Origin of the sequence: Streptomyces sp. SLBN-8D4 (genome assembly GCF_049739545.1) — a bacterium.
GTDB lineage: Bacteria > Actinomycetota > Actinomycetes > Streptomycetales > Streptomycetaceae > Streptomyces > Streptomyces canus_C.
The window spans coordinates 5326633-5346963 of record NZ_JBMGQC010000001.1 but is presented as its reverse complement, the minus strand read 5'-3'; the positions used below and the strand labels follow the sequence as shown (position 1 = coordinate 5346963).

22 protein-coding genes, 1 tRNA gene and 1 pseudogene are annotated in these 20331 nt (G+C 70.0%); 15 read left to right on the top strand and 9 right to left on the bottom strand.

What is annotated here, in order from left to right; all coding sequences use genetic code 11:
• Nucleotides 1–251: 251 nt before the first annotated feature.
• Together RKD20_RS24280 and RKD20_RS24275 are read left to right on the top strand one after the other, a co-directional pair.
• Nucleotides 252–797 (top strand): flavin reductase family protein, encoded by a 546-nt coding sequence (locus RKD20_RS24280; protein ID WP_106968494.1) that lies wholly within the window; start codon nt 252–254, stop codon nt 795–797.
• 42 nt (nt 798–839) lie between these two features.
• Nucleotides 840–1322 carry a GNAT family N-acetyltransferase gene (locus RKD20_RS24275; protein ID WP_424879548.1) on the top strand — a complete coding sequence of 161 codons (483 nt, stop codon included), beginning with the start codon at nt 840–842 and terminating at the stop codon, nt 1320–1322.
• Here RKD20_RS24275 and RKD20_RS24270 read toward each other — a convergent pair.
• Together RKD20_RS24270 and arfB are read right to left on the bottom strand one after the other, a co-directional pair.
• The gene (locus RKD20_RS24270; protein WP_424879547.1) at nt 1319–2170 is read right to left on the bottom strand and encodes a sigma-70 family RNA polymerase sigma factor; all 852 of its coding nucleotides are present in this window, start codon (nt 2168–2170) and stop codon (nt 1319–1321) included. The genes RKD20_RS24275 and RKD20_RS24270 overlap by 4 nt on opposite strands.
• A 134-nt stretch (nt 2171–2304) precedes the next feature.
• Complete coding sequence (arfB, locus tag RKD20_RS24265) at nt 2305–2733, bottom strand: alternative ribosome rescue aminoacyl-tRNA hydrolase ArfB (RefSeq protein ID WP_037903421.1); 429 nt, start codon at nt 2731–2733, stop codon at nt 2305–2307.
• A gap of 177 nt (nt 2734–2910) precedes the next feature.
• Here arfB and RKD20_RS24260 point away from each other — a divergent pair, with 177 nt between their 5' ends.
• Nucleotides 2911–3486: a TerD family protein gene (locus RKD20_RS24260; RefSeq protein ID WP_007382914.1), complete on the top strand. Its 576-nt coding sequence runs from the start codon at nt 2911–2913 to the stop codon at nt 3484–3486.
• A 64-nt stretch (nt 3487–3550) separates the two neighbouring features.
• Here RKD20_RS24260 and RKD20_RS24255 read toward each other — a convergent pair whose 3' ends face one another.
• Together RKD20_RS24255 and RKD20_RS24250 are read right to left on the bottom strand one after the other, a co-directional pair.
• Nucleotides 3551–3754 (bottom strand): DUF397 domain-containing protein, encoded by a 204-nt coding sequence (locus RKD20_RS24255; RefSeq protein WP_424879546.1) that lies wholly within the window; start codon nt 3752–3754, stop codon nt 3551–3553.
• Nucleotides 3751–4575 carry a helix-turn-helix domain-containing protein gene (locus RKD20_RS24250; protein WP_424879545.1) on the bottom strand — a complete coding sequence of 275 codons (825 nt, stop codon included), beginning with the start codon at nt 4573–4575 and terminating at the stop codon, nt 3751–3753. The genes RKD20_RS24255 and RKD20_RS24250 overlap by 4 nt, the downstream gene beginning before the upstream one ends.
• Before the next feature lie 155 nt (nt 4576–4730).
• Between RKD20_RS24250 and RKD20_RS24245 the strand changes: the two genes are divergently transcribed.
• The 3 genes and pseudogenes from RKD20_RS24245 to RKD20_RS24235 all read left to right on the top strand — a co-directional run bounded on the left by RKD20_RS24245 (nt 4731) and on the right by RKD20_RS24235 (nt 6367).
• On the top strand, nt 4731–5192 hold the full coding sequence (locus RKD20_RS24245) for an ATP-binding protein (RefSeq protein WP_424879544.1): 462 nt from the start codon (nt 4731–4733) through the stop codon (nt 5190–5192).
• 256 nt (nt 5193–5448) lie between these two features.
• Nucleotides 5449–5733: pseudogene (locus tag RKD20_RS24240) on the top strand (helix-turn-helix domain-containing protein); the annotation flags it as partial.
• 103 nt (nt 5734–5836) lie between these two features.
• Nucleotides 5837–6367: a GNAT family N-acetyltransferase gene (locus tag RKD20_RS24235; protein WP_424879543.1), complete on the top strand. Its 531-nt coding sequence runs from the start codon at nt 5837–5839 to the stop codon at nt 6365–6367.
• A 9-nt stretch (nt 6368–6376) separates the two neighbouring features.
• Here the strand turns inward: RKD20_RS24235 and RKD20_RS24230 are convergent, their stop codons facing one another.
• Nucleotides 6377–7792 (bottom strand): M1 family metallopeptidase, encoded by a 1416-nt coding sequence (locus RKD20_RS24230; RefSeq protein ID WP_424879542.1) that lies wholly within the window; start codon nt 7790–7792, stop codon nt 6377–6379.
• A gap of 40 nt (nt 7793–7832) precedes the next feature.
• On the opposite strand from RKD20_RS24230, the gene RKD20_RS24225 reads away from it, so the two are divergent.
• Entirely contained in the window at nt 7833–8333 is a 501-nt protein-coding gene (locus tag RKD20_RS24225; protein ID WP_020122878.1) for a hypothetical protein, read from the top strand.
• A gap of 20 nt (nt 8334–8353) precedes the next feature.
• Here the strand turns inward: RKD20_RS24225 and RKD20_RS24220 are convergent, their stop codons facing one another.
• Complete coding sequence (locus RKD20_RS24220) at nt 8354–9040, bottom strand: pentapeptide repeat-containing protein (protein ID WP_424879541.1); 687 nt, start codon at nt 9038–9040, stop codon at nt 8354–8356.
• Between the two features lie 129 nt (nt 9041–9169).
• Here RKD20_RS24220 and RKD20_RS24215 point away from each other — a divergent pair, with 129 nt between their 5' ends.
• Nucleotides 9170–10330 (top strand): NAD(P)-binding protein, encoded by a 1161-nt coding sequence (locus tag RKD20_RS24215; RefSeq protein ID WP_424879540.1) that lies wholly within the window; start codon nt 9170–9172, stop codon nt 10328–10330.
• Nucleotides 10331–10395: 65 nt separating this feature from the next.
• The gene (locus RKD20_RS24210; RefSeq protein ID WP_424879539.1) at nt 10396–11376 is read left to right on the top strand and encodes a zinc-binding dehydrogenase; all 981 of its coding nucleotides are present in this window, start codon (nt 10396–10398) and stop codon (nt 11374–11376) included.
• A 14-nt stretch (nt 11377–11390) separates the two neighbouring features.
• Here RKD20_RS24210 and RKD20_RS24205 read toward each other — a convergent pair whose 3' ends face one another.
• Nucleotides 11391–12788, bottom strand: a complete 1398-nt coding sequence (locus RKD20_RS24205) for an NAD(P)/FAD-dependent oxidoreductase (RefSeq protein ID WP_424879538.1) — start codon at nt 12786–12788, stop codon at nt 11391–11393.
• Nucleotides 12789–12799: 11 nt separating this feature from the next.
• On the bottom strand, nt 12800–13453 hold the full coding sequence (locus RKD20_RS24200; RefSeq protein ID WP_424879537.1) for a rhomboid-like protein: 654 nt from the start codon (nt 13451–13453) through the stop codon (nt 12800–12802).
• Between RKD20_RS24200 and RKD20_RS24195 the strand changes: the two genes are divergently transcribed.
• From RKD20_RS24195 to RKD20_RS24180, 4 genes are all read left to right on the top strand, one after another.
• Nucleotides 13452–14402 carry an aminoglycoside phosphotransferase family protein gene (locus tag RKD20_RS24195; RefSeq protein WP_424879536.1) on the top strand — a complete coding sequence of 317 codons (951 nt, stop codon included), beginning with the start codon at nt 13452–13454 and terminating at the stop codon, nt 14400–14402. The two genes, RKD20_RS24200 and RKD20_RS24195, sit on opposite strands and share 2 nt — an antisense overlap.
• Before the next feature lie 199 nt (nt 14403–14601).
• The gene (locus RKD20_RS24190) at nt 14602–15060 is read left to right on the top strand and encodes a DUF4037 domain-containing protein (RefSeq protein ID WP_424879535.1); all 459 of its coding nucleotides are present in this window, start codon (nt 14602–14604) and stop codon (nt 15058–15060) included.
• A gap of 252 nt (nt 15061–15312) precedes the next feature.
• On the top strand, nt 15313–16008 hold the full coding sequence (locus RKD20_RS24185) for a response regulator transcription factor (RefSeq protein ID WP_424879534.1): 696 nt from the start codon (nt 15313–15315) through the stop codon (nt 16006–16008).
• On the top strand, nt 16001–17113 hold the full coding sequence (locus tag RKD20_RS24180) for a sensor histidine kinase (protein ID WP_424879533.1): 1113 nt from the start codon (nt 16001–16003) through the stop codon (nt 17111–17113). The genes RKD20_RS24185 and RKD20_RS24180 overlap by 8 nt, the downstream gene beginning before the upstream one ends.
• A 20-nt stretch (nt 17114–17133) precedes the next feature.
• On the opposite strand, the gene RKD20_RS24175 is transcribed toward RKD20_RS24180, so the two are convergent.
• Nucleotides 17134–17207: transfer RNA gene (locus RKD20_RS24175), tRNA-Thr, on the bottom strand.
• Between the two features lie 175 nt (nt 17208–17382).
• Between RKD20_RS24175 and RKD20_RS24170 the strand changes: the two genes are divergently transcribed.
• The gene (locus tag RKD20_RS24170) at nt 17383–18672 is read left to right on the top strand and encodes an RNA-guided endonuclease InsQ/TnpB family protein (RefSeq protein WP_424879532.1); all 1290 of its coding nucleotides are present in this window, start codon (nt 17383–17385) and stop codon (nt 18670–18672) included.
• A 320-nt stretch (nt 18673–18992) separates the two neighbouring features.
• Nucleotides 18993–20129, top strand: coding sequence for an ABC transporter ATP-binding protein (locus tag RKD20_RS24165; RefSeq protein WP_424879531.1), 1137 nt, complete (start codon nt 18993–18995; stop codon nt 20127–20129).
• Nucleotides 20130–20331 lie beyond the last annotated feature (202 nt).

Genomic DNA, 20331 nt, shown 5'->3' with positions numbered 1-20331 from the left:
GCCCGCCCGGTACACAGGGTCAACAATTGGCATCTCTTGTGACTCAAGTCACAGCGAAAGGTGAGCAATTGAGCGGGGTTTCTGCGTTTTTCCTGTGTGCTTACTGAGCACAAACTTTGACTGTTTGTCGCCGCCGCCCGCATCTCCGCCGGTGGACCTAGGTCCGGACTCGGACAAAGGCCCGATGCAGAGCCCTCGCAGCGGACATTAGCGTTTCGCGCGTGCCGAACACTCGCCCCGCCACCGTGCCGATGATCCCTCCGCCCGCTTCCGGGCATGCTGTGGGGGTGAGCAACGACGAGTTCCGCGCCGCCATGTCCCGGCTGGCCGCGGGCGTGGTCCTGGTGACCGCGTTCGAGCCGCCGCTCGACGCCGAGGGGCCGAAGGGCGAGGACGTCGGCATGACGGCGACGGCGTTCCTGTCCGTCTCCCTGGACCCGCCTCTGGTGCTGGTCAGCCTGCGTACGGGCTCCCGGATGGACGACCTGCTCGACGAGCAGCCGCTGTGGGCGGTGTCCGTCCTGTCCGAGAGCCAGCGCCACATCGCCGGCCGTTTCGCCATGAAGGGCCGCATCAGCGACCGCCTGCTGTTCGAGGACATCCCCTACGTCCGCGGCAAGGCCACCGGCGCCGTTCTGGTGGGCGGCGCCCTCGCCACCCTGGAGTGCCGCACCGAGCAGCGCGTGGAGGCCGGCGACCACACCCTGGTGATCGGCCGCGTCCTGACGGCCGACGTGCCGAGCGCGGACGGCGGCCCGCTCATGTATTTCCGCGGCAGGTACCGGCAGTTGGGATGAATTCCGTGGCGGCGCGCCGTCGGCCCGCCCTAAGGTCGCCCGATGACATTCGCACCACGCCTCGAAGAGGTCACACCCGGGAATTTCGAAACGGCGACCGGCATACGCGTCCGGCCCGAGCAGGAATTCGCGGTCTCCCCCGTGACGCAGTCCCTTGCCGAGGCTTACGTCCATCCCGCGGGCGTCGCCTGGCCCCGCCTGATCGTCGACGGTGACCGCACGGTCGGCTTCCTGATGGCCTTCCTCGACATCGACTGGCGCACCGACGGCGGCACCGTGCAACGCTCCGGCCTGTGGCGGCTGAACATCGCGGCCGACGCCCAGGGCAGGGGCTACGGCCGCTTCGCCGTCGAGTCCGTCGCCGCGGAGCTGCGCCGCCGGGGCACGAAGGAGTTGTACGTCACCTGGCACGAGGGCCCCGACGGCCCGGCGGAGTTCTACCTGAAGCTCGGCTTCCGACGCACCGGAGAGCTGAGCGAGGACGAGACGGTGGGAGTCCTGGACCTCCTCCGGAGGAGGGTCTAGAGGAGGATGACGTCCGTCCGCGCCGCCCGCGCCGGGTCCGTGGTGATGTCGATCACGGCGATCCGGTCGTGTACGAACGTGAACGCGAGCGTCCGCGCCACCCGGCCGTCCGCCAGAAGCGCGATGCCGGTCGCCCCCTCGACGAGAGCGGGCACGGGGACACCGACCATGTGCCGCGAGTAGGTGGCCGCGCCCTTGGCCACCGCCAGGGCCCCCGTCGTCACCCCGGCCTCCGTGCGCACCACTACATCCGGGTCGAGGACCTCCAGCAGCCCCTCGAAGTCCCCTTCCCTCGCGGCGGCGAGGAAGGCGTCGACCAGTTCGCGCCGGCGGGCGGGGGCGACGGGATCGGGGTCCGCGTCCTGCGCGCCCCGCACCCGGCGCCGCGCCCTGCTGGCGAGTTGGCGGGTGGCCGCCGGGGACTTGCCGATGACGCCGGCGATCTCCTCGTACGGCACGGCGAACAGGTCGTGAAGGACGAAGGCGAGCCGTTCGGCGGGGGTGAGGGTGTCGAGGACGACGAGGAGGGCGCCGCCGACCGAGTCGGCGAGGAGGGCGTCCTGCTCGGGACCGGGGACGGTGGCCGGAACCGGCGCCTCGGGGTCCAGGGGCTGTTCGGCGCGGGACCTGCGGGAGCGGAGCATGTCGAGGCAGATCCGGCCCACGACCGTCGTCAGCCAGCCCCCGAGGTTGTCGACGTGGCTGGTGTCCGACCGGCTCGTCCGCACCCAGGCCTCCTGCACGGCGTCCTCGGCCTCGGCGACCGACCCGAGCATCCGCTGCGCCACCGCCCGCAGGTGCCCCCGGTGCGCCTCGAACCGCTCGGCCAGGAAGTCCTCGTCGCGCATGGGAGTCACCGCTCTCTCGTCGTCACCTGTCGGAGAGTTGACGGTGAGACGGGGGGAGATGTGACACACGCCGTTTTCAGGGGCGCGGGGAACTGCGCGACCAGCCACAACGGACCGGCACCCGAACGACCTGCTTACCCCCAGTCCCGCCCCGACCGCCCCCGCTTCGTGTCCGACCGCTGCTTTTTCTCCCGCAGCCGCCGCTCATTGATCCCACGAGGAATCCGGGTCGCCCGCCGCGGCTTCGGCGGCGGCGCGGTGGCCTCGGCGAGCAGCGCCGCGAGGCGTACGGCCGCGGTCTCCCGGTTGCGCCACTGCGAGCGGTGCTCGGAGGAGCGGACGGTGACGACCCCGTCGACGAGCCGTCCGGCCAGCTTGGCCAGCGCCCGCTGCTTCCACACGTCGGGCAGGGACTCGGTGCGGGCCAGGTCGAACCGCAGCTCCACCTGGGAGTCACTGGTGTTGACGTGCTGGCCGCCGGGGCCTGAGGAGCGCGAGAAACGCCACATGAGCTCGGCCTCGGGAAGGGAGACGGAGCCGCGGATGACGTGGGGACCGGACATGGGGTCCATGTTCCCGCCCCTGACCGGTCCACGTCACCCCAATATCGCCCGCCGTCCCCCGCCCCCGCTTCGGTAAAGAAGGCAAAGAAGCGGGGAACCTTCGACACCTCTCGCGGCGTTCATAGAGGTAGCTGTAGCTTCGTGCCCGTTACATAACGAGGGAAGGGACTCCCAACAATGGCTGTAAGCCTGTCCAAGGGTGGCAACGTCTCGCTCACCAAGGAGGCTCCGGGCCTGACCGCCGTCACCGTGGGCCTCGGCTGGGACGTCCGCACGACCACCGGCACGGACTTCGACCTCGACGCCTCCGCAATCGCGGTCAACACGCAGGGCAAGGTCTACTCCGACGCCCACTTCGTCTTCTTCAACAACAAGCAGACCCCGGACCAGACCATCGTCCACACCGGTGACAACCGCACCGGCGAGGGCGCGGGCGACGACGAGGCGATCAACGTCAACCTGGCCGGCCTCCCGGCCGACATCGACAAGATCGTCTTCCCGGTCTCGATCTACGACGCGGAGAACCGCTCGCAGAACTTCGGCCAGGTCCGCAACGCCTACATCCGCATCGTGAACCAGGCCGGCGGCGCCGAGATCGCCCGCTACGACCTCTCCGAGGACGCGGCCACGGAGACGGCGATGGTCTTCGGCGAGCTGTACCGCAACGGCGCGGAGTGGAAGTTCCGCGCGGTCGGCCAGGGCTACGCGTCCGGCCTGGTCGGCATCGCCACGGACTTCGGCGTCAACGTCTGACGTACCGCCGCGATTCGCTGCGCTGAGCGGGAGCCCCTGGTCGTACCGGCCGGGGGCTCCGGCGTCAGCTCTGTGACACGAACGCGGTCCAGCTGGCCGGGGTGAAGGCCAGGCGGGGGCCGCTGGTGTCGTTCTTGGAGTCACGGACGTGGATCGTGCGGGGCGCTACCGCGATCTCGACGCAGGAGTTGCCGTCGTTGCCGCCGCTGTAGCTGCTCTTGAACCACGCCAGGTCGGAGACGTCCCCGGCAGCGGACTTGCGGATCATGTTGCTCCCAGCAGTTGTTCGATGAGGACCAGCGACTCCCCTGGTGGGAGAGCCTGCGCGCGGATCGTGCCATACCGCAGTTCCAGGATGCGCAGCTGTTTCGGATCCGAGGTCGGACGGCCGTCGGAACGCCCAACCGCCGTTCCGTCGGGGAACTTCAGCACTTCGATCCTCCCGTCCAGACCGGAGTGGATCTCGGAGTCCATCGGCATCACCTGAAGCACGACGTTGTGCAGCCGCCCCACCTGCAGCAGGTGTTCGAGCTGGCGTCGCCACACCATTGTGCCTCCGATGGGACGACGCAGGGCTGCCTCCTCCAGCACGAAATGGATGGAAGGCGCCGGATCCCGCTCGAAGACGGACTGCCGCGCCAGCCGAGCGTTCACCATGCGCTCCACGTCGTCCGGCGAATACGGCGGCTGCGCGGCGGAGATCACGGCTCGTGCGTGCTCGGGCGTCTGCAACAACCCGGCGACGATGTTGCACTCGTAGACGCCGATCTCCACCGCCTGCCCCTCCAGCTTGGCCAACTCCCGCACCTTCTTGGGATACCGGACCTTCTTGACGTCCTCCCAAGCCGCTGCGATGAGCCCACCCGCCCCCAACACCTCGTCCGCCCTGTCCAGATACTCCTGTCGGGGAATCCGCTTGCCGCCCTCGATCTTGTAGACGAGGTCCTCGCCGTACCCGACCGCCTCCCCGAACTCCCCGGCCCGCATCCCCACGGCCTCCCGCCGCAGCTTCAGTTGCCGCCCGACCGTCGTGATGACCGCGACACCCCACTCGTCGTCCGGGTCGACCGTCTCGCCGTCCACACTCATCCCGCACCCCTCCGCCGTACACCCGTACCCGCGTCGCCCCTACCCCTGCGACCGCCCCGGACAGCCCGGACACGGCCGGACAAGCTCCGGACAGTCACCGTACGCATCGGCGCCGTCACTGTTCACGGTGAGCAAGCACCACCACGCTGAGTGACGTGAATCAAGAAACGGCCGTCATCAGGAACTTCAGCGTCCTGCTCTCCCCCACACCCCGCGGAGCCCGCCTGGCCCGGCTGCTGGCCACCGAACAACTCCGCGAGTGGGGCCTCCCGTTGCACCCGGCGGAGCACATCGTGGCGGAGCTGGCCGTGAACGCGGCCACGCACGGACGGGTGCCGGGACGGGACTTCCGCGTGACGTTGTACGTCGTCGGGGACACCCTGCGCATCGAGGTCACGGACACCCGGGGTGACCGTCTGCCGTGTGTCCAACCCCCGGCGCCCGGGGCCGAGTCGGGCCGGGGACTGGCACTCGTGGACGCGTTCGCCGACCGCTGGGGTGTCGCGCCGGGACCCCGTCCCCGCAAGACGGTGTGGGCGGAAATCGACCTCTCACCGCATCCCGAGAACCCGTACTTCGGGGGCGCAGGCGGCCTTTCCCAAAGAACTCCGGGCTGAAAGAACCCCCACCAAGCCCCACCCCTCCTCCCGCCGCGAAGTCGCAGCTCACTCGCCTCACTCGCCCGAGTGAACATCGCCAACTCAGCTGGATTTCGGCCCGGTTGCTTGCTCTACGCTCAGCGCAACACAACCGCAGACCTGCTGCGGACATACAACGGCCCTCGCGGGGACTGGCATCCCGATGCGAGGGCCTGACCACCAAGGAAGAGACACCTTCCCGGTGGCGCCCACCAAGGAAGAAAGAAGCTTCCCGATGGACACCCAAAACCCTAGCGCGCCGACGCGCGCCCAGTCCCGTACCGCGGGCAAAAACCACCCCCACGCGGGTGGCGTCGTTCACGAGAACGCCCGTCACACCGAACGCTTCACGGTGATCGGCAACCACCTCGCCCAGCACCCGGAGCTCTCGCTCGTCGCGAGAGGGCTGGCCCTGTACATCCAGTCCCTCCCCGCCGGCGCCCCCGTGGACATCAAGACGCTCGCGGCCCGCTTCCCCGAGGGCAGGGACCGTATCGCCGCCGCCCTGCGGGACCTGGAGGACGTCACCATCGGCGACTGGACCATCTCCACGGACGACCTGCCGAGGTACAAGGACTAGCGGCGACCCCGTGGGCGGGCAGACAGCAACTACTCTGCCCGCCATGCTCCTCACCCCCCTCGACCTCACCCCCGACCACGACATCCCCGCCCCCCTCCTCACCGAACTCACCGCCCTCTACGCCGCCAACCACGAGTTCTTCTCACTCAGCGGCGACTTCCCGGACCCGGACGACATCCGGCCGCAGCAGGTGGCGGCCGCGCTGGCCGAGGAGCTCGCGCATCCGGACGCGGAGGTGCTGCTGGCGCGCAGCGAGGGCCGGTTGGTCGGCATCGTGATCACCCTCGCGCACCACCCCGACCCGGCCGACCCGGACCCGTGGATCGGGCTGCTGATGATCGACGCGGGCGTGCACCGGCAGGGCCTGGGGCAGCGCCTCGCGCGGCTCGTCGAGGACCGCTTCCGCACCGAGGGCCGCGCCGCCGTACGCCTCGCCGTCCTCGACGGCAACGACCGCGCCCTCGCCTTCTGGACCGCCCTCGGCTACGAGGTCATCGACCACCGCCCGGACCGCGAACACGCCCGCCCCTGCGCGGTGTTGCGCAAGCCGCTGGACGAGCGGGGGCGGTCCTGACCGCCCCCCTCAGGCCCGGTCCGGCTTCCCCTCCCCGTACAGCCACTCCTCCCAGACCGGGCCGAAGTCCTCGTCGGGGGCGAGGTCTTCGACGTACGTCGTGAAGTCCTCGGTGTCCACGGTGCCGTGGCGGTGGGTGGTGGGCCAGTCGCGGAGGAGGGCCCTGAAGGCGGTGTCGCCGAGCCGCCGGCGGATCTTGTGGAGGACCATCGCGCCGCGCTGGTAGACGGGGGTGTCGGAGAGGTGCGCGGCGGTGGACGGCTTTCCGGGCGGGAAGGACCAGAGGTCGTCGTAGTCGTCCTCGCCGTGCGCGTACAGCTCGTCGAAGGTCTTCTGGGCGCTGTCGCCGCCGTGGTCCTCCGCCCACAGCCACTCGGCGTAGGTCGCGAAGCCCTCGTTGAGCCACATGTCCTGCCAGGTCCTCGGCGTGACCGAGTCGCCGTACCACTGGTGGGCGAGCTCGTGGACGAGGGTCTCGGTGTCGGGGGCGCCGGGGAAGAAGGGGCGGTTCTGCGTCTCCAGGGCGTACTCGGCGTCCCCCTCGCGGTCGACGATCGCGCCGGTGGAGGAGAAGGGGTACGGGCCGAGGGTGTCCTGCTCCCACGTCATCACGGAGGGGAGCTGCGCCAGGACCTTCCGGCTCGCGGCCGCCTCCCTCGGGTCGACCGCGACGTACACGGGCAGGCCGCCGGGGAGGGTGGAGGTGTGGATGTCATAGTCGCCGATCGCGAGGGTGGCGAGGTAGCTCGCCATCGGTTCGGCGGTGTGCCAGTGGGACGTCGTACGGCCGCCGGCGGTCCTGCTCGCCGTCAACTCGCCGTTGGAGACGGCCTGGAGGCCCTCGGGCACGGTGATCGTGAGGTCGTAGGACGCCTTGTCGGAGGGGTGGTGGTTGCCGGGGAACCAGGCCATCGAGCCGGTCGGTTCACCGAGGGCGACCGCGCCGTCCTCGGTGGGCAGCCAGCCCTCCTTGGAGCCGTCCGGGTCGGTGATCGTCTTCGGGGTGCCGGAGTAGGCGACGGTCACACGGAAGGCGCGGCCCTCGTCGAGGTCGTCGTGCGGGCGTACGGTCAGCTCCTGGCCGGTGCGGTTCCAGCGGGCCGGGTCGCCGCCGACGGTGACCTTCTCGACGTCCAGGCCGTCGAGGTCCAGGTCGAAGGCGGTCAGGTCCTGGGTGGCGCGGGCGGTGAGGGTCGCCCTGCCGGAGAGCCGCGAGGTGTCCGGGTCGTAGGCGAGGTCGAGGGCGTAGTGGGTGACGTCGTAGCCGCCGTTGCCGGACTTCGGGAAGTACGGGTCGCGCAGGCCGGAGCCGCCGGGGGTGCCGTGCACTCCGCCGTCGCACGCGGTGAGGGCGAGGGTTCCCGCGAGGAGCAGGGCGGCGGGGACGCGCAGGGCGACGGGGACGAGCGGAGCGGATCGGGACACGCCAGTGATCCTATGAGGGCCGCGTGACACCATCGCCTACGTGCTCGACATCGGCTACGCCCTCTCCAACCGTTTCCCGGACCCCCCGCAGACCGACTACCGCCGCGCGGACGTCCACGCGCTGCGGCACGACCTGTTCTGCGGAGACGTGTATCTCGCGGACACCAAAGAGGACCGGGAACTGTCCACAGCCTGGGGATGGGTGCCGGTGCTCGACTTCGCGTGGGCGCTGTGCGACATCGTGGAACTCCTGGACCGCGACCCGGCCGGCTCCCGCGCCTCCCGCCCCCAGTACGCCGAACTCGACTTCACCGAGTCCACCGACCGCATGCTCTTCGAGCGCCGCTTCGGCTGGGTGGACATCGAGGCCGACTGGATGCGGGTGGAGGAACCCCCTCTCACCTTCTCCCACGCGGACCTGCGCCGCGAGGCCCGCGACTTCCTGCACGACCTGATCGCCGATCTGGTCGACCTGCACGAGGACCTGGGCGAGAACCCGGCGATCTGGACGCTCCAGGCACGCTTCCCCAGAGTGAAGTGATCACGGAGGGCCGGCCCCTGTCAGCCCTCCACCCGAATCCCCACCTCCGCCGCCAGCACCGGTGCCAGATCCAGCAGCTGGGACGGGCTGATCACCGCCCCGGCGAGGCGGTCGACGCCCCGGGCGATCTCCAGTGACGCGGCGCCGCGCAGATCGACGTCCTTGAGGGTGGCCGCCGTGAGGTCCACGCCCTTCAGGGCGCAGTCCACGAACTCCACGCGCTCCAGGCGGGCGCCGCCGAAGTCCGGTTCCACCAGGACGCAGCTCTCGAAGACGACGTCCTTCAGGACGGCCGTGCGCAGGTTCAGGTAGTCGATCTTGCCGCCCCGGATCACGACCCGCTCCAGCGCCGCCCCGTGCAACTGCACTCCACCTAGGCGGGCGTCGATCAGCTCGACGTCCCGCAGGGCCGACTCCGCGAGGTCGGTGCCCACGCCCCGTATGCCGGTGAGGACCGAGTCGAGGAAACGGGCGTGGTGGAGCCGGGTCTCGTCCAGCGCACAGCTTCTCAGCGCGCAGTCCATGAAGCGGGCCCCCGCCCCGTCCTGCCCCACGAAGTCCGCCTCCAGGAACTCCAGCCCGTCATAGTCCCCGTCCGGCTCCAGTTCCCCTCCCCCATGCGGCTCCAGCGGCGGCAGCCGCACCTCGGGCCGCCGCGCCCCCTTCACCCTGCCCGCACCGCTCGCACCCGTCGCTCGCCTCACCATGCCCCCATCCTGCACCCCACCGCTGACAATCCCCCTGACCTGCACAAACAGCCCCCATGTCACATTCCGGTGCCCCCGACCAGTCATACCGACGAAGACACGACCCCGAGCAGAGGGAGATCCCCAGCCATGCACCGCATCACCGTCATCGGCGGCGGCCTCGCCGGGCTGACCGCGGCGATCACCGCCGCCGAGGCGGGCGCCAAGGTCACCGTGTACGAGGCCCATCACACGCTCGGCGGCCGGGCCAGGACCACCGAGGGGCCGTACCGCACGAACGACGGCCCGCACGCCCTCTACAACGGCGGCCCGCACTGGTCCTGGCTCCAGCAGCGCGACCTCATCGGACCGCTCGCCCCGCTCCCGCCCCTGGAGGCGGCCCGGCTGCGGCTGCGGCACAAGGGCGCACTGCGCCGCACCCCGCCCTTCGCGATGCTCAAGCTGCTGCGCCACAGCGCCCAACAGGCCCCCGTCGACGTCGACTTCATGTCCTGGGCCACCGGGCAGGCCGGCGAGGAGGGCGCCCGCGCCGCCGCCCACTACTCGGCCGTCGCCCTCTTCCACCACGACCCGGGCGCGCTGTCCGCCGCGTTCGTGCAGGAACGGCTCCGGCGTGCCACCAAGCTGCCGCCCGAGGCGCACTACCCGCGCGGCGGCTGGGCCGGCGTCGTCGACCGGATGGCCGCCCGCGCCTGGAACCTGGGCGTCCGGATGGAGACCCTGTCCCGCGTCGACGCCCTGCCCACCGACACCCCCGTCGTCGTCGCCACCTCCCTCCACGCGGCCCGCCGGCTCCTCCACGACGACTCGCTGACCTGGCCGAGCGGCCGTACGACACTGATCGACCTCGCCCTGCGCACCCGGCGCGGCGACGCCTTCGCCGTCTCCGACCTCGACTCCCCCGGCTGGATCGAACGGTTCACCGCCCAGGACCGCACCCTGGCCCCCGCGGGCGAGCAGCTCCTCCAGGGGCAGATCCCGATCGCCCCGCACGAGGCCAGGGCCGACGTGGTCGCGCGCGCGGAACAGCTCCTCGACCTCGCGTTCGACGGCTGGCGCGAGCGCGTCACCTGGCGGCGCGAGTCCGTCGCGAACGGCCGTACGGGAGCCGTCGACCTGCCCGGCACCAGCTGGCGCGACCGGCCCGGCATCGACCGTGGCGACGGCGTCTATCTCGCGGGCGACCAGGTCGCGGCGCCCGGGGTGCTCTCGGAGGTCTCCTTCAACAGCGCGCTCACCGCCGTGTCGCTGGCACTGGGCCGGAACGCCCTTGACCTCAAGCATGCTTGAGGTCGGAGGGTGGCTGCACACCCGGGTCCACACCGGGTGCACACCTACCGAGGAGGCTTCCGCCCATGCACGCCATCCGCCTGCACACCTTCGGCCCCGCCGAGAACCTCACCTACGAGCAGACGGAGGATCCGATACCAGGCCCCGGCCAGGTCCGTATCGCCGTACAGGCGGCCGGGGTCCACCTCCTGGACACCGCCCTGCGCGAGGGGCATCAGGGGCCCGCGCCCCGGCCGACCGCGCTTCCCACCATCCCCGGCCGTGAGGTCGCCGGCACGGTCGAGTCCCTCGGCGAGGGCGTCGCCGGCCTGTGGCTCGGCAAGCACGTGGTCGCCCACCTCGGCTTCGCGCCCGGAGGCTACGCCGAACTCGCCGTCACCGACGTCGACCGCGTCCACGAGATCCCCGGGAACCTCGACTTCGCCCAGGCCGTCGCCATGATCGGCACGGGCCGTACGACCATGGGGATCGTCCAGTTCGCCGAGCTCGGCCCGGACTCCGTGGCCGTGATCCCGGCGGCGGCCGGAGGCATCGGCACGCTGCTCGTGCAGTACGCGAAGAACGCCGGCGCGACCGTCGTCGGCCTCGCGGGCGGCCCCTCGAAGACGGCGCGGGTGCAGGCGAACGGCGCCGACCTCGCCGTCGACTACAAGGACTCCGCGTGGCCCGGGAAGGTCCGCGCCTTCCTCGGCGGCCGGCCCGCCACCGTCGTCTTCGACGGGGTCGGCGGAGACATCGCGCGCGCATCCGTGGCCCTGCTCGGTGACCGAGGCCGACACATCGTCTTCGGCTGGTCCGGCGAGGGGATACGCGACGGCCGGCCCTACCTCGTTGAGGGCGTCTCCGAGCAGGTCCTCGGGCCCGTGATGGCCCAGCGGGCGGGCGGCCCGAACCCCCTCCGCACCCTCGAACTCCGCGCCCTCACCGAAGCCGCCGCGGGCCGCCTCACCCCCGCCGTACAGCGCTTCCCGCTCGCCGAGGCGGCCACCGCGCACCGGGCGCTGGAGACGCGCGGCACGACCGGGAAAGTGGTCCTGGAGCCCTGACCCGCCCGAGAAGGTCAGTGCCGCCCGGCGATCCGATCGGCCCACCGCGCCAGCCGGGACGACTCCGCGCTGTGACTGGTGAGCTCCCGCCGGTCCGCCGTGCGGTAAGTGGCGTACATGCCCTGCACGCCGAGCCAGCGCAGCGGCTCCGGCTCCCACCTGCGCACCTTGTGCCCGACCCAGGGCAGTTCGGTGAGCTCGGTCCGGCCGCCCTGGCCGGAGTCCTGCTGGACCAGGTCCCGCAGGGTGCGGGCTGCCAGGTTGGCGGTGGCGACGCCCGAGCCGACATAACCGCCCGCCCAGCCGATGCCCGTCGAACGGTCCAGGGTCACCGTCGCGCACCAGTCGCGCGGCACCCCGAGCACCCCCGACCAGGCGTGCGCGATCCGCGTCCCGGCCAGCATCGGGAAGAACCCCACGAGGATCTCCCGCAGCGCCTCGACCGTCGCCGCCTGCGTCCGCCCGTCGTTGTCGGTGCGCGAGCCGAAGCGGTACGGCACCCCGCGCCCGCCGAGCGCGACCCGCCCGTCGGCGGTGCGCTGCGCGTACATGTACGTGTGCGCCATGTCCCCCAGCGTCTGGCGCCCCTCCCAGCCGATCGCCGCCCACTGCTCGTCGGTCAGCGGCTCGGTGGCGATCATCGAGGAGTTCATGGGCAGCCAGGTCCGCTTCTGGCCCTTCAGCGCGGCGGTGAAGCCCTCGGTGCAGCGCAGCACATAGGGCGCGCGGACCGTGCCGTACGGCGTCACCGCGTGCTTGGGCCGGATCTCCGTCACCGGCGTCTGCTCGTGGATCGTGACACCCAGCGCCTCGACGGCCGCCGCGAGCCCCTTCACCAGCTTCACCGGATGCACCCGCGCCCCGTGCGGGGTCCACGAGGACCCGACCGCGTCCGCGACCCGGATCCGCTCGGCCGTCTCCCGGGCGCCGTACAGCTCACGGTCCTTCTCGCCGTACGCCAGCTCGTGCTCGTGGAAGGCCCTCAGCCGCGCCAACTGCGCGGGCGTACGCGCGACTTCGAGGACGCCACCCTTGTGCAGCCCGGCGTCGAAGCCCTCTTCCCCGACCACCCGGACGACCTCGTCGACGGTGTCGTTCATGGCCTTCTGGAGGCGTACGGCGGCCTCGTGGCCGTGCAGCCGCGCGTACCGGTCACGGCCCGCGATGCCGTTGTAGAGCCAGCCGCCGTTGCGCCCGGAGGCGCCGTAGCCGCAGAACTTCTGCTCCAGGACGGTGATCCGCAGGAAGGGCACGGCCTTCTTCAGGTAGTACGCCGTCCACAGTCCGGTGTACCCGCCGCCGACGATCACGACATCCGCCGACGCGTCACCGCCGAGCGGCTCCCGCGCCTCGGGATAGCCGTCGTCCGCGTACCAGAAGGAGATGCCGCCGTTCACGACCCTGCTGCTCATGGCCAGGGACGTTAACCCGCCGACGCACCCGCTGTCTCCTTCGGAATCCGTACTCTTTCCCGCCCCCTGACCAGCGGGTAGCACCCGAACCCGATCAGCGCCGACGTGAAGTGACCGAGATCCGTGAAGGTCCGCCCGGTCACCAGGGGCACCGTGTACACGACGAGGACCACGAACCCGTAGACGTACCGCCAGGGCGCCGGAATCCGGTACACGAGCACGGCGACCACCCCCGCCAGCGCGTAACTCACCCCGATGTCCAGCGTGTTGACCGCCGACGCGGGCGCCATCCCGTGCCGGATGCCCCACAGCAGCGCCCCCTCGCTGATCAGCGTGGCCAGCACGTGCGCCGCCGCGCACACCCCCAGCCAGCGCGCCGTGCCCAGCCAGCGCTCGGCCGGCGCATGGAAGAGGGAGTACAGGACGACGTACGGCAACCAGTGCCCGCTGTCAATCCACATCGCGCTGGAGACCAGCACCCGCAGCGGATTGCTCGACAACTCATGGATGTTGGTCGAGCGCTGCCGCAGAAACTGCACCTCGAACTCCGGCGACATGTGGTGCAACGCCACCGTCGTCACGAAGAGGACCGCCAGCCACACATAGGTGCCGGGGGCGCTGCGGACGTACGCCCACACCCTGTGGACACCCCGGTTAATTCGCATGAGTCGATTCACGCACGCCGGTAGGGTCCGGCACGTGATCGACATCCCGGAGGAACTGGCCGCGGCACAGGAGCTGTACAACGGCGACCGGGGACGGGAGTTCATCACCGGACTCCCGGCACTGATCGAGGACTTCCTGGAGCGCTGGGACCTGAGACCGGACGGCTCCCCCCTGCACGGCGTCACCGCCCTGGTCCTGCCCGTCGTCCGCCGCGCCGACGACACCCCGGCCGTCCTCAAACTCCAGCTCCTCGACGAGGAGAGCGCCGGCGAACCCGTCGCCCTGCGCCTGTGGAACGGCGACGGGGCCGTACACCTCCTGGACCACGACCCGGTCACCCACACCATGCTCCTGGAACGCCTCGACCCCACCCGCATGCTGTCCACCCTGCCCGGCACCCGTGACGCGGTCCTGATCATCGCCGGCCTGCTGGCCCACCTGACCGCGGAACCCGCCCCCGCCGGGATGCGCCGGCTCGGCGACATCGCGCACGCCATGCTCGACGAGACCCCCGAGGCCCTGAAACGCATCCCCGACACGGCTGTCCGCCGTACCGTCGCCGACTGCGCGGCCGCCGTACGCGAGGTCGTCGACGAACCCGGCGACCGCCTCCTGCACTGGGACCTGCACGACGAGAACGTCCTCGCCTGCGACCGCGCGCCCTGGCTCGCCATCGACCCCAAACCCCTCGCCGGCGACCCCGGGTTCGAACTCTGGCCCGCCCTGGACAACCGCTTCGACGCCGACGAGATCACCTGGCGCTTCGACGCCATGACCGACGTCCTCGGCCTGGACCGCGCACGCGCGCGTGCCTGGACCATGGGACGCCTCCTCCAGAACGCCCTCTGGGACATCAAGGACGGCCGCCCCGTAGAACCCCGCCAACTCCACATCGCCCACCGACTGCGCACCCACCGTCAGCGCACCCACCGGAGCCGACAGCCGTGATCCGCCCCGCCACCCCCACCGACCTCCCCGCGATCCACGCCCCCAGGACGCCTCCCGCCACGCGGACCACATCGGACACGTCCTCGCCGAGCGCCTCCCGAAGACCTTCCACGGCTACCCCACCCTCCCCCACTCTCGGCTTCGCTCGACCGGGGGGACCCCCACCGCGCCCACCGGCGAGGCCCGCGACATCCGCGTCATGCACGCCACCGACGGCCCGGTCCACCACCGCGTCGAGATCACCGACCTCTCCTCCTGGTTGACCGACCCGCTCGGCTACGACCCGACCCTCACCATCACCCCCGCCGACTGGATAGGCACCCCCACCCAACGCCTCGCCGAGGTCACCGCCGGCGCCGTCTTCCACGACGGCCTGCACACCCTCACCCCCGCCCGCGCCGCCCTGCGCTGGTACCCGCACGACCTGTGGCACTACGTCCTGGCCTCCCAGTGGCAGCGCATCGCCCACGAGGAGGCCTTCGCCGGCCGCTGCGGAGAAGTCGGCGACGAACTCGGCTCGGCCGTCGTCGCCGCCCGCCTGACCCGCCACCTGATGCGCCTGTGCCTCCTCATGGACCGCCGCTACCCCCCGTACGGCAAATGGCTCGGCAGCGCCTTCACCCGCACAACGGCAGGCACCCGCCTCACCCGGTCCTGACGGCAGCCCTCACGGCCACCGACTGGCACGAACGCGAGCGCCACCTCACCACCGCCTACGAAACGGCCGCCGGCATCCACAACCGGCTAGGTGTATTGATCACGAGCGTTGTTGACAACCGCAGGGCTTGATCATGGCGAAGACCTCCGGACACGGAACCGGAGCACAAGGGGCACCCGTAGAGAGACGTCGCCGGCCCACGTGCCGATTTCAATACGCCGACGATATGCACCCCCTCGTAGCATCGAAGACATGCGTGTCTTGATCGTCGAGGACGAGCTCTACATGGCAGAAGCCATCCGCGATGGTCTCCGCCTGGAAGCGATCGCGGCCGACATCGCAGGCGACGGCGACACCGCACTGGAACTGCTGAGCATCAACACCTACGACATCGCCGTCCTCGACCGGGACATCCCCGGACCCTCCGGCGACGAGATCGCCAAACGCATCATCGACTCCGGCAGCGGCATGCCGATCCTCATGCTCACCGCGGCCGACCGCCTCGACGACAAGGCCTCCGGCTTCGAACTCGGCGCCGACGACTACCTCACCAAACCCTTCGAACTCCAGGAACTCGCGCTCCGGCTCCGCGCACTCGACCGCCGCCGCGCCCACCACCGCCCTCCCGTGCGGGAGATCGCCGGCCTGCGCCTGGACCCCTTCCGCCGAGAGGTCTACCGGGACGACCGCTACATCGCCCTCACCCGGAAACAGTTCGCCGTACTCGAAGTCCTCGTCGGCGCCGAAGGCGGTGTCGTCAGCGCCGAAGCCCTCCTGGAACGCGCGTGGGACGAAAACGCCGACCCCTTCACCAACGCCGTACGCATCACCGTCTCGGCCCTGCGCAAGCGCCTGGGCGAACCCTGGATCATCGCCACGGTCCCGGGCGTCGGCTACCGCATCGACACACAGCCCGGGACCGGACCCGAGGGAGACGACCGTGGATAGAGCGCCCGGTCTCAGCCTTCGCCTCAAACTCACCCTCAGCTACGCCGGGTTCCTCATGCTCGCCGGTGTCCTGCTGATCGCCACCGTGTGGCTCTACCTGCTGCGAAAAGGAGAGCTGGCATACAACGAAGCCGGGGCCGTACAGGCGACCCCGGGCACCATGTTCCTGAAGGCCTTCGCCCCGACCGCAGCCGCGGCAATGACCTTCCTGCTGGTGTTCGGCCTCCTCGGCGGGTGGATCCTCGCCGGCCGCATGCTCGCCCCCCTGAACCGCATCACCGACGCCACCCGCATGGCCACCACCGGCTCCCTCTCCCACCGCATCCGGCTACCGGGCCGCAAGGACGAATTCCGCGAACTCGCCGACACCTTCGACACGATGCTCGCCCGACTCGAGGCACACGTCGCCGAACAGCGCAGATTCGCCGCCAACGCCTCCCACGAGCTGCGCACCCCGCTGGCGGTCTCCAAGTCGCTCCTCGACGTGGCCCGCGCCGACCCCCACCGCGACACCGGCGAACTCATCAACCGCCTCCACGCCGTCAACACCCGCGCGATCGACCTCACCGAGGCGCTGCTCCTGGTCAGCCGGGCCGAACGGCGCTCCTTCACCCGAGAGCACGTCGACCTGTCCCTCATGGCGGAAGAAGCCACCGAAACCCTCCTCCCCCTCGCCGAGAAGCACGGCGTCACCCTCGAGACCCACGGCGACATCACCCCGACGACCGGCTCCCAGGCCCTCCTGCTCCAGCTCACCACCAACCTCGTGCACAACGCGATCATCCACAACCTGCCCGACCAGGGCACCGTGTGGGTCACCACCGGCATCCGCCCCGGAACAGCGGTCCTCACCGTCGAGAACACCGGCGAGCAACTCGCCCCGGAACTGGTCCCCACCCTCACCGAGCCCTTCCAGCGCGGCACCGAACGCATCCACACCGACCACGCGGGAGTCGGCCTCGGCCTGGCCATCGTCAAGACCATCACCCACGCCCACGACGGCACCCTGACCCTCACCCCACGCCCCGGGGGCGGCCTGCGCGTCAGCGTGGAACTACCGGCGACGGATCCGCCCACGCACAGCGAAAGCCCAGGTCAGATGTGATCTGACCTGGGCTTTGACGGAGCCCCCTGTCGGATTCGAACCGACGACCTGATCATTACAAGTGATCTGCTCTGGCCATCTGAGCTAAGGAGGCATCGCGCACCGCACCGGCGTGCGGGAAGGCTGGACCACTGTACACAGACCCCGATTCCCCAAGCCACGCAGTTCCGCACTCCACACGCTCCCAAAACCGCGCGTAACCATCCGCGCACCCGTTCGTTGATCGAGCTGACGTGCTGTTCCGAAGATCGGATCGTCAGGGAGGGGTCATGGGGGAGACGGAGACCGCGCACATCAAGCGCGAGATTCTCGGCATCGGCGACCGCAAAAAGCACCACACACGCAAGGCGACTCCGCTGAAGTCCCACGCCAAGGCGCCCGACACGCACCACCGGCTGTACCGGTTCCGCTTCTATCCGACCGAGGAGCAGGCTCGGCAACTGGAGCGGACGTTCGGCGCCTGTCGGTGGGTCTACAACGAGGGGCTGGCGCTGCGTTCGGAGGCCTGGGAGCGGCATCGGGTGAATGTGGGGTTCGCGGAGACGTGCCGGGCGTTGACGGGCTGGAAGCGGAAGGAGGAGACGGCGTGGTTGAGGGACGTGTCGTCGACGGTGCTTCAGCAGTCTCTGCGTCATCTGGATCAGGGGTACGGCCGTTTCTTCAAGGGCGAGGCCAGGTATCCGAGGCGGAAGAAGAAGGGGCGGTCGCGGGATACGGCGACGTATGTGCGTACGGGGTTCAGGTGGGTGGAGGATCCCCGGCGGCCGAGGACCGGACTGATCACGTTGGCGAAGCAGTCGGTGCCGTTGGACATCCGTTGGTCTCGATCGCTGCCCGCCGGGGAGGTTCCGGTGCGGTTGTCGGTGACGCGGGATCGGGCGGGCCGGTACTTCGTGTCGGTGTTGGTGGAGGAGTGCATAGCGCCGCTGCCCGCCGTGTTCGTGCCGGGGACGCGGGAGCCGAAGGCGGTGGGGGTGGATGTCGGGCTGGCGTCGCTGGTGATCCTCGATGACGGGACGAAGTTCGATCATCCGCGGCTGTTGAAGCGGTATGCCGAGAAGTTGGCGCGGTTGCAGCGGGAGCTGCACCGGAAGGTGCGGGGGTCGAGGAATCGGCAGAAGGTGCGGGAGAAGATCGCGCGGCTCTATGCCCTGATCAGTGACGTACGCAGGGACATGTTGAACCGGCTCACCACCCGCCTCGTGCGCGAGAACCAAGTGCTCGTGGTGGAGGATCTGTCGGTCGGGACCTTGATGCGTGCGGCGCGCGGCAAGGGGCGTGGGCGCAAGGCGAAGCTGAATCAGGCGATCGTCGACGCCTCGTGGGGTGAATTGCTTAGGCAGCTGCGCTACAAGTGCGAGTGGTACGGCCGGACGCTGGTGGTCGTGGATCGTTTCTTTCCCTCGACACGGCGTTGCTCCGGCTGTCATGTCATGGGGCCAAGGCTGGACGTCTCGGTTCGGCAGTGGACGTGTGCCCAGTGTGGGGCTCTGCACGACCGTGACGTGAATGCCGCCGTGAACCTGAGGGACGAGGGTTTGCGTTTGCTGGCTGCGTAGGGCGCAGCTGGTGAAGTACGGACCGACGGGCCGTCGGCCGGAATGCCTGTGGAGTCCGTGTAAGACCGGTCGGACGCAGCTCACCGTGGCTGTGTGTGGCTGGCAGTGGATGTTGAAGCAGGAAGCCTCTAGGCAAGGTCAAAAGGGAGTTGCTCTGCCCCGTTCGAAAATTTCCGCGAAGTTCACAGTCCGCCAGGTACTGACATACGCGTGAACGCCGGGTACCGTCCTGAGCCAGTCCATCTGTGTGGACTACACCACCACCTTCCTACAACGGATCGTCCGGCACGTTCCTGCCGGTAGAAGGGGGCCTCTGAGCCATGGCCACTGTTTCGTTCGACAAGGCGACCCGGATTTACCCGGGTTCCACGAAGCCCGCCGTCGACGGTCTCGACATCCACATCGAGGACGGCGAGTTCCTCGTCCTGGTCGGCCCGTCCGGCTGTGGCAAGTCCACCTCGCTCCGCATGCTCGCGGGGCTCGAGGACGTCAACGGCGGTGCCATCCGCATCGGTGACCGTGACGTCACGCACCTGCCGCCGAAGGACCGGGACATCGCCATGGTGTTCCAGAACTACGCGCTCTACCCGCACATGACGGTCGCCGACAACATGGGCTTCGCGCTCAAGATCGCCGGCATCAACAAGGCGGAGATCCGGCAGAAGGTGGAGGAGGCCGCGAAGATCCTCGACCTCACGGAGTACCTGGACCGCAAGCCGAAGGCCCTCTCCGGCGGTCAGCGCCAGCGTGTCGCGATGGGCCGTGCCATCGTGCGTGAGCCCCAGGTCTTCCTGATGGACGAGCCGCTGTCCAACCTGGACGCCAAGCTCCGTGTGTCGACGCGTACGCAGATCGCCTCGCTCCAGCGCCGTCTGGGCATCACCACCGTCTACGTCACCCACGACCAGGTCGAGGCCATGACGATGGGCGACCGCGTGGCCGTGCTCAAGGACGGTCTGCTCCAGCAGGTGGACTCGCCCCGGAACATGTACGACCGCCCGGCGAACCTCTTCGTCGCCGGCTTCATCGGCTCCCCGGCGATGAACCTCGTCGAGGTCCCGATCACCGACGGCGGTGTGAAGTTCGGCAACAGCGTGGTGCCCGTCAACCGCGAGGCCCTCAAGGCCGCCTCCGACAAGGGTGACACCACCGTGACCGTCGGTGTCCGCCCCGAGCACTTCGACATCGTGGAGCACAACGGCGCCGCCGCCGCCGCCCTCTCCAAGGACACCGAGGACGCCCCGGCCGGTCTCGCGGTCTCCGTGAACGTGGTCGAGGAGCTCGGCGCCGACGGCTACGTCTACGGCTCCGCCAAGGTCGACGGCGAGCTGAAGGACCTGGTCGTCCGTGTCAGCGGCCGCGCGGTCCCGGAGAAGGGCGCCACGCTGCACGTGGTGCCGCGTCCGGGCGAGACTCACGTGTTCTCGACCTCCACGGGCGAGCGCCTCACCGACTGAGGACGAACCGCACCAATTCACCCAGGTTGACGAGAAGGGCCCCGCAGGCAGTCTGCGGGGCCCTTTCCGCGCTTCGAGGGCGGCGTCAAATACCCCGGCACACCGGTCATTTCGAGCAGTGTGCGTCAACGCCGTACCCAGAAATCGGCACCACCCCGTCCCCCGAACCGGTGACTAAATGTCGCCAAATCATTACCGCACG